9 protein-coding genes are annotated in these 12,982 nt (G+C 60.6%); 1 reads left to right on the top strand and 8 read right to left on the bottom strand.

What is annotated here, in order from left to right; translation table 11 throughout:
• The 5 genes from ABJN75_RS05885 to ABJN75_RS05905 all read right to left on the bottom strand — a co-directional run.
• On the bottom strand, positions 1–493 hold a 493-nt coding region (locus tag ABJN75_RS05885; protein ID WP_348437721.1), incomplete at its 3' end, for an NAD(P)-dependent oxidoreductase.
• A 43-nt stretch (positions 494–536) separates the two neighbouring features.
• On the bottom strand, positions 537–1,973 hold the full coding sequence (locus ABJN75_RS05890; RefSeq protein WP_348437723.1) for an aldehyde dehydrogenase family protein: 1,437 nt from the start codon (positions 1,971–1,973) through the stop codon (positions 537–539).
• Between the two features lie 10 nt (positions 1,974–1,983).
• A complete protein-coding gene (locus ABJN75_RS05895; RefSeq protein ID WP_348437725.1) occupies positions 1,984–3,564 on the bottom strand; it encodes a trimethylamine methyltransferase family protein in 1,581 nt (526 codons plus the stop codon).
• Positions 3,565–3,597: 33 nt separating this feature from the next.
• Positions 3,598–6,045, bottom strand: a complete 2,448-nt coding sequence (locus ABJN75_RS05900; RefSeq protein ID WP_348437726.1) for an FAD-dependent oxidoreductase — start codon at positions 6,043–6,045, stop codon at positions 3,598–3,600.
• Positions 6,042–8,489, bottom strand: a complete 2,448-nt coding sequence (locus ABJN75_RS05905) for an FAD-dependent oxidoreductase (protein ID WP_348437728.1) — start codon at positions 8,487–8,489, stop codon at positions 6,042–6,044. Before ABJN75_RS05905 ends, ABJN75_RS05900 begins: the two co-directional genes overlap by 4 nt.
• A gap of 131 nt (positions 8,490–8,620) precedes the next feature.
• On the opposite strand from ABJN75_RS05905, the gene ABJN75_RS05910 reads away from it, so the two are divergent.
• Positions 8,621–9,472: a LysR family transcriptional regulator gene (locus ABJN75_RS05910; protein ID WP_348437730.1), complete on the top strand. Its 852-nt coding sequence runs from the start codon at positions 8,621–8,623 to the stop codon at positions 9,470–9,472.
• 44 nt (positions 9,473–9,516) lie between these two features.
• On the opposite strand, the gene ABJN75_RS05915 is transcribed toward ABJN75_RS05910, so the two are convergent.
• The 3 genes from ABJN75_RS05915 to ABJN75_RS05925 all read right to left on the bottom strand — a co-directional run bounded on the left by ABJN75_RS05915 (position 9,517) and on the right by ABJN75_RS05925 (position 12,970).
• Entirely contained in the window at positions 9,517–10,677 is a 1,161-nt protein-coding gene (locus ABJN75_RS05915; protein ID WP_348437732.1) for an exo-alpha-sialidase, read from the bottom strand.
• 285 nt (positions 10,678–10,962) lie between these two features.
• Positions 10,963–12,516, bottom strand: coding sequence for an alanine/glycine:cation symporter family protein (locus tag ABJN75_RS05920; protein WP_348437734.1), 1,554 nt, complete (start codon positions 12,514–12,516; stop codon positions 10,963–10,965).
• A gap of 10 nt (positions 12,517–12,526) precedes the next feature.
• Positions 12,527–12,970: a universal stress protein gene (locus tag ABJN75_RS05925; RefSeq protein ID WP_348437736.1), complete on the bottom strand. Its 444-nt coding sequence runs from the start codon at positions 12,968–12,970 to the stop codon at positions 12,527–12,529.
• Positions 12,971–12,982 lie beyond the last annotated feature (12 nt).

The following is a 12,982-nucleotide window of genomic DNA, read 5'->3' on the forward strand; positions in this document are numbered from 1 at the left end:
CCGAGCCGAGCGGTCCCATGTGGAAGATCTTGTCACCCATCGCCTCAAACGCAGGCTTGTGCTTGTCGAACAGATGCGCCTCACCGCCGGCCAGCACGGTGATCTTGCCCTGCGCCGCCAGATGCACACCGCCGGTCACCGGCGCCTCCATGGTTTCAACGCCCTTGGCCGATGCGACGGTGGCCAGCCTTAGAATGTCATCGCGGCCCAGCGTCGACATTTCGATCCATGTGTTTCCGGCTTTTGCGGTTGTCAGCATTTCGGCCAAAACTTTTTCGGATACGGCGGGCGACGGAAGACAGGTGATGATTGCGTCGCAGTCGCGCGCCAGCTCCGCCGGCGTGTCGGCCCAGACGCAAGCCTTGCCCATGTCGAGATGTCGCTTGCCAAGTGCCGGATCGATATCCGTCACAGTGACGTCAAAGCCTTCGCGCAACAGGCTTGCGGCCATATGCCCGCCGAGATTGCCCAGACCGATGAAACCATAGCGCATGGTGAATTCCTAATTGTGCAAATGATGGGTTGAATGCGCAGACCTAGCCGTGGCCGATCAGCGCCTTGGTTTCGAGATAATCATGCATGCCCCAGTCGGCATATTCACGGCCGTTGCCGGATTGCCTGTAGCCGCCGAACGGAGCGAACATGTCCGCGTCGGGATAATTGATATGCACTTGCCCTGCCCGCATCTGCCGGGCGATCCTCCGCGCATGCTCCAGATCGCCGGACTGCACATACGCGGCAAGCCCGTAGACCGTGGCATTGGCAATCTCGACCGCCCGCTCTTCGGTCTCGTATGGCATGATGGCCAGCACCGGCCCAAAGATTTCCTCACGCGCAATCCGCATGTCAGGCGTCACCGCGCCAAACACGGTTGGTTTGATATAGTAGCCGCGCTCCAGCCCCTCGGGCCGGTCGCGACCGCCGGTCACCAGTGTTGCTCCATCCTGAATTCCCGACGCAATCAGTCCCTGGATTTTCTCGTATTGAACCTGGCTGATCACCGGTCCGAGATTGGTATCGGGGTCGTGCGGATCACCGGTCACAAGGTTCTCGGCCGTCCGCTTCGCAATTTGCAGCGCGTCATCGTGGCGATCACGCGGAATCAGCATGCGCGTCGGCGCATCGCAGGATTGCCCGCTATTGCCGAAACAGGCCTCGACACCGCTGGCGACGGCAGCTTCGAAATCAGCGTCGGCGAGGATGATGTTGGGCGACTTTCCGCCAAGTTCCTGGGTGACGCGCTTGACGGTTTCGGCGGCCGACTTGGCAACCATAACCCCTGCACGGGTCGAGCCGGTGAAGGACACGATGTCAATATCGGGATGGCTGCTGAGCACCTGGCCGATACCGGGACCGTCGCCATTGACCAGATTGAACACGCCGGCGGGCACACCGGCCTCGTGCATGATCTCGGCAAACACGATGCCACTCAGGGGCGCGATTTCGCTCGGCTTGAGCACCATGGTACAACCCGCGGCCAGCGCCGGCGCCACCTTGGAGGCAATCTGGTTCATCGGCCAGTTCCACGGCGTGATCAGTCCGGCCACGCCGATAGCCTCGTGCACGATCAGCGTCGTGCGGCGCATCTCTTCAAAAACGAAAGCCTCGAGCGCCGCCATCGTCGCATCGAGATGGCCGAGCCCGGAGCCTACCTGATCCGACAGCGAAAACGCATCCGGCGCTCCCATTTCCATGGTAATCGCCTCGGCAATGTCACCCATCCGGGCTTTGTAGACATCGCGAATACGCGTGAGAAGCGCGAGTCTTTCGGCGGCGGTCCATGCACTGAAACCCGGAAACGCCGCGCGCGCGGCGGCGATGGCCTTTTCGGCATCCTGCCGGGTTCCCAGCGCCACCCTGGCCACGCTTTCTTCCGTGGCCGGATTGATCACATCGAGCTGCGATCCGCCATCCGAGGGAGCCACCCATTCGCCATTGATGTAGAACCGCGCGAGATTGCCATAGATGGCCATTGATCTTACCTCATACGTAGATGTTGAACGCCGCCCGGATTGCCGCGTCAACGTCCGGAGGAAGCTGTGGTGCCGTCGATTCTGCAAGAATACGGTTCTTGCGCGCAATTGCCCTTTGCACAAGGTCCGGCTTGCCGATTTCAGCCCATTCCTTGGGGCTCATCCGGTCAGCGACCGCGGGATAGACATATTCGGTCTGCATCACGCTCAATGTTTGCGGATGCCCCAGGTAATGCCCGGGACCTTCCAGACAGACCTCCCGCATGGCCTCAAGGCTGACACTGTCCTCGGTCACATCGATCCCACGCACACACCGCAGAACCTGGCCGAGAAGATCGTCGCCAAGCACCAGCGACTCCATGCAGAAGCCGAGCAGCGAGGCATGCATGCCGACCGCCTCATAGACCATGTTGAGACCACTCAGGCCCGCCATGGTGTTGGAAATCGCCTGTTCCCAGCCGGCCTGCATGTCGGGCAGCTTGGCGTCGGCGATGCCGGCGGCAGCACCACCGGGCAGGCCGTAGAACCTGTGCATCTGGGCGCAACCCGCCGTCAGCAGAGCCTGCTCGCCCGAACCGCCTGACATCGCGCCGGAGCGTAGGTCGGAGACAAACGGCCAGGTGCCGAACACCGCCGGATGGCCCGGCGCCATGGCGTTGACATAGACGACGCCCGCCAGGCATTCCGCCACAGCCTGAACGATGGCAGTCGCCAGCATCGCCGGCGCCGTGGCGCCCGCCTGCCCAGCGGAAAGCAAGAGCACCGGCATGCCCGCGCGAATACATTTTTCCATGGTGACGCAGCTTTCTTCCGCAAACCTCATCGGCGGAACAACGAAGCAGTTGGAATTGGACACGAATGGCCGGGCGCGCCATGCCGCTTCACCGCCTGCGATCATGTGAATGAGATCCATGCAGCCCTCAAAATGCGACGGGTCGGAGAAACTCGTGCCCACATGTTTGGTGGTGCCGGCGCAACAGGCATAAATGGTATTGATATCCATCTCGAAATTGTCGACCACGTCGCGGCAAACCATGGCGCGCTGGAAGAAATGCACATTGTCGAGCGCATGGGTGATCCGCGCTGCGTCATAGAGATCCTGCGCGGTGGATTCACGGTAGGTCCGGTTTTCAACATCGACCACATGCACCGCAGCACCCGCCGTGCCGTAGTGCACCCGTGTCCCTGACAGATCGAGATCATGTTTCGAATCGCGTCCAAACAGCACCAGATCCTTGTTGGCCAGCGCCAGCATGTCCTCGACCAGCGCCCGCGGAAAGCGAAGCCGCCCGTCATCGCCCAGAATGGCGCCCGCACGAGTCATGATCTCGACCCCCGACTGCGGCGCCTGTGACAGGCCGATGGTTTCCAGCGCATCCAACGCCGCTTCGTGAATTCGATGCACATTGGCATGTGACAGCGGCGCGTATTGCCCGCCACTCATGCCTGCACGAATTGGCCGGAGATTGTCGGCCAGCGGCGCGGTCCTGACCGCTACCCTGTGGGCGCGTCCGCCGGAACGGCGGCTTTGTTTTTCAACCACCGGAATTTCGGCTGCCGGTTCGAGTGCTGTTTCAATTCCGATTTCCATCATGATCTCCATGGGCCCGAAGCAAAATTCAATTCACATCCGGACGCGAAGCGCGCCGGGGTCGTAGAGCGGCTTGAGGGACGCGGTCGCAGAATGGCGTTCCCCGGCGATTTCGATTTCGTATCTTGAGGCGAGAACCTCGTCGACGCTTTCACCGGCGCAAGGCACGTAGCCGAGCCCGATCGCGCCACCGAGATGATGGCCGTAATTGCCCGAGGTGATGATCGAGACGATCTCGCCGTCGCGGACGATCACCTCGTTATGGAACAGCAGCGGCTCGGGATCCTTGAGCTGGAACTGCACCAGCCGACGCGACAGCCCCTCCTCGCGCTTGCGCAGCACCGCGTCACGACCAATGAACTCGCCCTTTTTGGTTTTCACAGCGAAGCCAAGCCCGGCTTCAAGCACATGATCCTCGTCGGTGATGTCATGGCCGAAATGCCGAAACCCCTTCTCGATCCGGCAGGAATCGAGCGCATGCAGACCGCAGAGCTTGAGCCTGTGATCCGCCCCCGCTTCCGCCAGCGCCTCGAACACATGCGCGGTCTGATCGCACGACACATAAAGCTCCCATCCCAGTTCACCGACATAGGTGACGCGATGAGCGCGGGCGAGACCCATGCCGATCTCGATTTCGCGCGCCATGCCGAACGGATGCGCCTCGTTGGAAAAACCATTCGGGCTGACCGCCTGCAGCAGCGCACGGGCATTGGGGCCCATCACGCACAGCACCGATTCAGCCGCCGTCACATCGGTGATAACAACAAATTCGTCGCCGAGATGCCGCCTGAGCCAGGCCAGGTCGCGTTGCAGGGTAAAGCCGGGAACTATCAGCACGAACGCCGTGTCCGACAGACGCGTCACGGTCAGGTCGCACTCGATGCCGCCGCGGCGGTTGAGCATCTGCGTATAGACAATCCGCCCCGGCTCGACATTCATCTCATTGGCGCAGAGCCGTTGCATGAAGGAAGCCGCATCCCGCCCCTCGACCCGGATCTTGCCGAACGAGGTCATGTCGAACAGGCCGACGTCCTCGCGCACCGCCATGTGTTCGCGCTTGTGATTGTCAAACCAGTTCTGCCGCTTCCAGGAATACTGGTATTCGCGCGCTTGCCCCTCGTCGGCGAACCAATTGGCCCGCTCCCAGCCGGCCACTTCACCGAACACCGCGCCATGCGCCTTCAGTTGCTCATGAATGGGTGAGCGCCGGATACCGCGCGCGGTCGCCATCTGCCGGTAGGGGAAATGATCGGCATAAAGCAGGCCAAGTGTTTCAGTGACCCGGCTCTGCAGATAATGGCGGTTCTTCTGGAACGGCTGTGCCCGGCGGATATCAACTTCCCACAGATCGAACGGCGGTTCGCCATCGTTGATCCACTGCGCCAGCGCAAAACCAGCGCCGCCCGACGAAACGATCCCAATGGAATTGTAGCCGGCTGCGACCCAGTAGCCTTTGATCTCGGGAGCTTCGCCAAGGTAATACCGGTCATCCGGTGTGAAACTTTCCGGCCCGTTGAAGAAGGTGTGAATGCCCGCCGTTGCCAGCAGCGGCAGCCGGTTGACGGCTTGCTCCAGAATCGGTTCGAAATGATCGAAATCCTCGGGCAACTGGTCGAAACAGAAATCCTCGGAAATTCCGCCCATGCCCCAGGGTTTGGCGACAGGTTCGAATGCGCCGAGCAGCATCTTGCCGGCATCTTCCTTGTAGTAGGCGCACTCGTCCGGCACCCTGAGCACCGGCAGCCGCGGCAGGCCTTCGATCGCCTCGGTGACGATGTAGAAATGTTCGCAGGCATGCAGCGGCAGCGTCACGCCGGATTGGGCGGCGAGATCGCGCCCCCACATGCCGCCGCAATTGACCACAATGTCGGCCGCAATCGATCCCGTCTCGTCGCCCCGCTGCCAGTCGACCCCGGTCACCTGCCCGTCGGCGCTGGTGATCGCCGTCACCTTGACGCCTTCGATGATCCTGGCCCCGTTCTGTCGCGCGCCCTTGGCCAGCGCCATGGCGATGTTGGCGGGATCACACTGGCCGTCGAGCGGCAGATGCACCGCCGCCTTGACGTCGGAGATGTTGAGATGAGGGTACATTTTCAGCACCTCTTCAGGCCCGATTTCCTGAACATCGATGTCGAAAGCGCGGGCCAGCGAAGCCTGCCGGTAAATCTCTTCCTTGCGCGCTTCCTTCAGCGCCACGGTGATCGACCCGCATTGCCGCATGCCGGTGGCGACACCGGTCTCCCCCTCCAGCTTGACGTAGAGATCTGCTGAATATTTGGCGAGCCGGGTCATGTTCAGCGAGGCGCGCAATTGCCCGATCAGGCCGGCTGCATGCCAGGTGGTTCCGCAGGTGAGTTGCTTGCGTTCAAGAAGCACGATGTCGCGCCAGCCGAGTTTGGCCAGGTGATAGGCGACGGAACAGCCTGAAACCCCGCCGCCAACGATCACGGCACGGGCATTCGCGGGAACGGCAGTTGTCATGCGCGAAGTCTTTCGTTGCTGGAATCCCACAAGGGCTGGTCGGGTTGCACCGTGGCCGCAAAACGGTCCCCGAATATTTCAACTTCGAGCTCTGTGCCGGGCTCGGTCAGATCGGCGCGCAGCATCCCGAGCGCAATGGACTTGCCGATGCGGTGCCCCCAGCCGCCGGAGGTGGTTTCACCGACGACCTTGCCGTCATGCCACAGCGTCGACATGTAGGGCGCGTCGCAATCCCCCGCCTCGATCACCAGTGTGACAAAGCGCTTGGAAACACCGCGCTGACGTTCGGCCAACAGCGCCTGCTTGCCGATGAAATCCGGCTTCTCAAATTTGACGAAACGCTCGAGGCCGCCCTGCAGGACCGTGTAATCGGTGGAAAGATCACCCTTCCAGGCCCGGTACCCCTTCTCGAGCCGCAGCGAATTGAGCGCGAACATGCCGAACGGCTTGAGCCCATGCGGTTCTCCCGCCTGCATCACCGCGTCAAACACCGCCACGGTGTCTTCAACCTTGGTGTGGATCTCCCAGCCCAGTTCACCGGCGAAGGACACCCGCACCAGTTGGCACCAGTTCCCCGCAATTTGCGCGGATTGATGCGTCAGCCAGGGCTTGCTGAGATCGGCATCAGTCACGGTCGACAGAATGTCGCGCGACTTCGGACCGGTCAGGATCTGGCAGGAAAATGCCTCGGTCACATCCTGGATCTTGATCTCCGAGCCTGCCGGCAGATGCTTGGTCAGCCATTCGAAATCATGCCATTGCGCCGTGGCCGCCGTGATCAGGAAGAAGAAATCCTCACCGAGCGCCATGATCGACATTTCGGTGACGATCCGTCCCTTCTCATCGGCAAAATAGCCAAGGCCGATCCGCCCGGGCTTGGGCACCAGACCTGTGGTCATCGACAACAGCCAGTCGCGCGCGCCGGCACCTTCAACGCGGAATCGCGAGAAGCCCGGCAGATCGAGAATCCCGGCGGCATCCCGCACCGCCAGGCATTCCCGGCGCACCGCCTCGAACCACTCGCCCTCGCGCGCCCAGGTCTGGGTGGCCTCTTCGCTTGTGTCGTCACCGGGCCGCGCATACCAGTTGGCCCGCTCCCAGCCATTGTAGGCACCGAACTGGCCGCCAAGGCTCGCGACCCGATCATGCACTGGCGACAGCTTCTTGTTGCGCCCCGCAGGCCAGGCGTGATGCGGAAAATGCATCGCGTATTCATGGCCATAGACTTCCATGCCCTTGGCGACCGCGTAGTCCTGATCGCAGAAACCGGTGAAACGGCGGGGATCACACGACCACATGTCCCACTCGGTCTCACCTTCCATTACCCACTCGGCCAGCACCTTGCCGGCGCCACCGCCCTGGCAGATGCCGAAGGTGAAGACGCAGGCCTCAAAAGCGTTGGGCACGCCGGGCATCGGCCCGATCAGCGGATTGCCGTCCGGAGTGTAGGGGATCGGGCCATTGATGGTCTTGGTCAGTCCGGCAGTTCCGAGCAGCGGCACCCGCTCGACCGCATCGTTGATGTACCATTCCAGCCGCTCCAGATCGTCAGGAAACAGCTGGAACGAGAAGTCAGCCGGCATCGGGTCGTCCATCGTTGCCCAATGCGCCCGGCACTTGCGCTCGTAAGGACCGAGATTGAAACCGTTCTTTTCCTGCCTGAGATAGTAAGAGCTGTCGACATCGCGCATCAGCGGAAGCTTCTTGCCGTTCTCCCGGCTCCAGGCCGCCACTTCCGGCACTTCGTCAAACAGCATATATTGATGGCTCATCACCATCATTGGCATGTCGCGGCCAAACATCTTGCCGACTTCGCGGGCATAATAGCCTGCGGCATTGACCACGTATTCGCAGCGGATTTCGCCCTTCTCGGTCGAGATCACCCATTCGTCGTTTTCGCGGCGAACGCCGGTGGCCGGGCAGAACCGGTAGATCTTTGCGCCGAGATCGCGCGCGCCCTTGGCCAGCGCCTGGGTCAGCTGCGCCGGATCGATGTCCCCGTCATAGGGATCGTACAGCGCACCGGTGAGATCGTGGGTTTCGGTGAACGGATAGCGCGACTTGATTTCATCCGGCGACAGGATGTCCAGGTCCATGCCCTGATAGCGGCCCATGCCGGCCACCCGCTGGAACTCGCGCAGGCGCTCTTTCGAATGCCCGAGCCGGATCGACCCGGTGACATGGTAGTTCATCGGATAATCGACAGCCTCGGCCAGTCCGCGGTAGAGTTCGGCCGAATAGCGCTGCATGTTCATGATCGACCAGGACGACGAAAATGTCGGCACATTGCCGGCTGCATGCCAGGTGGAACCGGCCGTCAACTCGTTCTTTTCCAGCAGCACGCAGTCGGTCCAGCCAGCTTTTGCCAAGTGGTAAAGCGCCGAAACCCCGACCACACCTCCCCCGATGATGACAACCCGCGCGTGCCCTGCAATCCCGCTCACATGCTTCTCCTGCAACAGCTTGTTTTGGAGAGTATCCGACCGGTTCAAACAATCCGCAATTCCGCCGAAAGCGCTTTATTAATCGGAAAATCCGATTAGGGTGCAAAGCAGCAATTTTTAAGGATTGGCCCGTGCAAATCGAGCTGCTTGAGACTTTCCTCGACCTTATGGAAACCAAGAGTTTCAACCGGACGGCTGAACGGTTGAGCCTGACCCAATCGACCGTATCGGGCCGGATCCACACGCTCGAAACCACGTTGGGCCGCAAACTGTTCACCCGGAGCCGCGCCGGAACCCAGCCGACACCGGCCGGCTACAGGTTGCTCGATCATGCCCGCACCTTGCGCCACCAATGGAACGAAGCCAGGCGTTCGGTCCAAAGCACCGGAAACTTCACCCAATCCATGCGCATAGGCATGCAGCACGATCTCGCGTCCAGCCACATCGGCGACTGGGTAACCGGTTTCCGCAAGGTACTTCCCGACGCCGCGTTTTACGTCGAGCTGGATTTCTCCAACCAGATGAGCATCGATCTGCTGGCTGGCGAAATCGATCTGTCGATCATGTTTACTCCCAAGAACCTTCCCGACCTGCATCACGAACATATCGGCGAACTCGCCTACCGGATGATCAGCTCCACCGCGGTCCACCTCAACGACATCGAGCCGCAAAGCTACATCTTCACCAACTACTCGGCTGCCTTTGACAAGGTCCACCGTCAGGTCGTGGCCAATCTGGCCGAAGCGCCGCTGTCGAGCGGCCAGAACATCACGGTTTGCGGCCTGCTCTCGAGTCTTGGCGGCACTGCCTATGTGCTCGAGGCCTCCGCCGAGGAAATGGTTGCGACCGGCGATTTCGATTTTGTAAGAGGTGCGCCGCGCATCCCGCAGTCGGTCTATTTCGCCGTGCATCTGCGCAACCGCCATTCGCACATCCACCGTCGCCTGCTCGAAAGTGTCCGCAAGCAATTGTCAGGAGCATAGGCAGGATATCAAATCCGCTGCGAGGTGACCGGATCGACCGCGTTTCAGCCGCGATCCAAGACTTCAACGCACAGCACCGTTGGCAGATGACGTGCAATCTCCTGCCAGTTATCGCCTTCATCAAGGCTCGCGAACACCGACCCGCTGTTGGTGCCGAAATAGATACCGGCGGGATCTCGCCCGTCCCCAGCCATGGCCTGGCGCAGCACGGTGAAGAAGCAACTTTCCTGCGGCAAACCGTTGCGCAACGCCTGCCAGCTCTGACCGCCGTCGCGCGAACGCCAGACCGCTGCCGATGCTTCGGGTGGAAACCGCCCGGCGCTGTCGCCGTTGAGCGGCAGCGTCCAGATCGTTTCAGGATCGCGCGGATGCACCCTGATCGGAAATCCGAAGGTCGATGGCAGGCCCTCGGTCTTGTTGTCCCAGCTGCGGCCACCATCCGCCGAACGCCAGACGCCATGGTGATTTTGCTGATAGAGCAGATCCCCGCCACCGGGCGCCCGCATCATGTTGTGAATGCAATGGCCGATCTCTCCGTCACGGGGTGCTGCCGGATGATCATGGTCGGCGCATTCCCCGGCATTGGAGAGACGGTTGCGCCGCTCCCAGGTGACGCCGCCGTCCTCTGTGGCGAAGACACCGGCCGCAGAGATCCCGATCCAGAGTTTGTCGGGATTTTCCGGGTGGGGCACGATCGTGTGCAGCACAAGTCCGGCGGCGCCGGGAGTCCAGCTTCCCGCCGAAGGATGATTATCAAGTCCGTCGTTGCGTTTCCAGTTATTGCCGCCATCTTCGCTGACAAGCAAACCCGCCGGTTTGACCCCTGCATAGAGTTTGCCATGAGCATGGCAAAGCGACCATATCTGCGAGAACTGATCCGCAAACGGCAGCGGCTCATCGCTCCAGTCAATCATCGCCGCAAATTCGGCATCATTGGCGGCCCAATCATCCATGCTGCCTTTGGTCAGCCGAACCCGGTTCCAGGTTTCGCCGTGATCGTCCGAATTCCAGATCGCGGCGCCACTCCAGTCCCCACCCCCGCCGGCCCAGAGCTGGCCGGTCTGCGGATCACCGACCATATGGTTGATCGGCCATCCGTCGCAAAACGGACCTTTGACTGTCCATCCGCTGCGGTCGCTACCGCCGGAGATCAGGAATGCACCTTTTGTGGTGCCGACAAGCAGGGCCAATCCGGTCGAACTCATAAGATCACCGTTCAGTAGAACACGGTAATGTTAGCACGAAGCTCGAAGACGGAAAAGCTCGACCGCGCGGATGCATGAACATCCCGATTGAGCCTCTGACAATGACAGCGCCGGAGCTTTCGCGCCGGCGCTGAAGATTTGAACGGCATGACCATGCCGCTCGGCCTTGGTGCGGATCAAGTTGCCTAATGCATGTCGCGAAAGAATGTCCTGCGGTTTTGCGATAACGACCGGCAGAAACAAAGAGCTAACGCGTCACCTGAATCCATTTGAATGCGACGCGCGTTAGTGCTTGAACTTTCTGATTTCACCCGCGCTCAGCCGCGAGCCGTAGGAGATCAGTTCCTTCTTCACCAGTCCCATCAGGAAGTAGAGGCAGAAGATGTTGACCACAGCCATTGCGAAGATCGCCGCATCCGAGAAGTCGATGACCGGACCAAGGCTGGCCGCCGCACCGATCACAATGAAGATGCAGAAGATAACCTTGAAGGTCAGTTCCGAGTTCTTGCCCTCGCCAAACAGGTAGGTCCAGCTCTTGAGCCCGTAATAGGACCAGGAGATCATGGTCGAGAAGGCAAACAGCACCACCGCGATAGCCAGCACATAAGGGAACCAGCCGATCGCCGAGCCGAAGGCCGCGGAGGTCAGAGCAACACCGCTCACATCACCGACAGTGGCGATCGAGGAGCCTGCTTCATTGAGCTGATAGAGACCGGTTGCCGGATCGACAATCAGTTGCTGCGAAATGGTAATGACCAGAGCGGTCATCGTGCAGATCACAACGGTGTCGATGAGCGGCTCGAGCAGCGACACGAAACCCTCGGTGATCGGCTCCTTGGTTCTGACCGCCGAGTGGGCAATCGCCGCCGAACCGACACCGGCTTCGTTGGAAAACGCGGCCCGCTTGAAACCCTGGATCAGGGCGCCGACGAAACCACCGGCGACGCCGAGACCAGTAAAGGCCCCGCCGAAGATCTGACCGAAGGCCCAACCGATCTTGTCGTAATTGACCAGAAGAATGATCAAGGCAGCGCCGACATAGAGAATGCCCATGAAAGGCACGACTTTTTCGGTGACATTGGCAATCGACTTGATGCCGCCGACGATGACCGCGAAGACCACGGCAGCGAAGATGATGCCGGTAATCCAGCCGGGATAGTCACCGACGATTCCGGAGATCTGGGCATGGGCCTGATTGGCCTGGAACATATTGCCGCCGCCAAGGGCGCCGAGGATACAGAAGATCGAGAACATGACGGCGAGAAACTTGCCGCCGGGCAGGCCCAGCTCCTTGAAGCCCTTGGAGATATAGTACATCGGGCCGCCGGAAACCGTGCCGTCCTCATACTCGTTTCGATATTTCACCCCGAGCGTACACTCGGTGAATTTGGACGCCATGCCGAGCAATCCGGCCAGGATCATCCAGAATGTCGCTCCGGGTCCGCCGATGCCGACGGCAACGGCCACACCGGCGATGTTGCCGAGTCCGACAGTGCCTGATAGCGCGGTCGCCAAAGCCTGGAAGTGGCTGACCTCGCCCGCATCGTTCGGGTCAGAGTAATCACCCTTCACCAGCCCTATGGCATGGCCAAAGAACCGGAACTGCACAAAGCCGAAATAGATTGTAAAAATCGAAGCAGCTATCACCAGCCACATCACGATCCAGGGAAAGCTCGTCCCCGGGAGCGGCGCGAATATGAGACTGACGAATGGTCCCGTCACCGTTGCGAAAATCTCATTGACCTTCTGGTCAAGGGTCATGGCTTCCTGCGCCTGAACAGCGCCCGCCGACCCTGCTGTTGCAAGCGCCAACAGCAGCATTGTTTTGATCGAATTCATGATTGTCCCCTCAGCTGACAACGGTTACGGGCACGGATGCGTGCATGACCAGGTTGGATGTCGCGCTGCCGAAGAAGCGCTTGGCAAATCCGCCTTCCGAAGACCGGCTGACAACAATCTGTTCAGCCTTCTCTTCTTCCGCCACTGCCATCAGAATTGAAGCAACATCCCCATGCCGCACCTTGCCCGTGGCCTTGAGTCCGGCCGCATGCACCTTGGCAACTGCCGGATCGATAATCCGCTGCGTCGCAGTTGAGATCTCCTCTTCGCGGCGCTTGTGACGCTGCGCGTTCTCTTCAGCCGTCTGAAACGAATAGGGCGACCACTCCACCACGTAGACGATCATCAGTTCGCAATCCCCAATAAGCTTGGCCAATCGCTCCGCATAGGTCAGGGCGCGCTCGCCCGACCCGTGGCCATCAAGGCCAACAACCAGTTTTGTTGTCATTGTCATTCCCTCTCTTAT

This window comes from Hoeflea sp. (assembly GCF_039975035.1).
GTDB lineage: Bacteria > Pseudomonadota > Alphaproteobacteria > Rhizobiales > Rhizobiaceae > Hoeflea.

Bases quoted from the DNA above. Each gene is read 5' to 3' on its own strand.
- ABJN75_RS05890 (WP_348437723.1), bottom strand. From the start codon at position 1,973: ATGGCCATCTATGGCAATCTCGCGCGGTTCTACATCAATGGCGAATGG.
- ABJN75_RS05895 (WP_348437725.1), bottom strand. From the start codon at position 3,564: ATGGAAATCGGAATTGAAACAGCACTCGAACCGGCAGCCGAAATTCCG.
- ABJN75_RS05900 (WP_348437726.1), bottom strand. From the start codon at position 6,045: ATGACAACTGCCGTTCCCGCGAATGCCCGTGCCGTGATCGTTGGCGGC.
- ABJN75_RS05915 (WP_348437732.1), bottom strand. From the start codon at position 10,677: ATGAGTTCGACCGGATTGGCCCTGCTTGTCGGCACCACAAAAGGTGCA.
- ABJN75_RS05920 (WP_348437734.1), bottom strand. From the start codon at position 12,516: ATGAATTCGATCAAAACAATGCTGCTGTTGGCGCTTGCAACAGCAGGG.
- ABJN75_RS05925 (WP_348437736.1), bottom strand. From the start codon at position 12,970: ATGACAATGACAACAAAACTGGTTGTTGGCCTTGATGGCCACGGGTCG.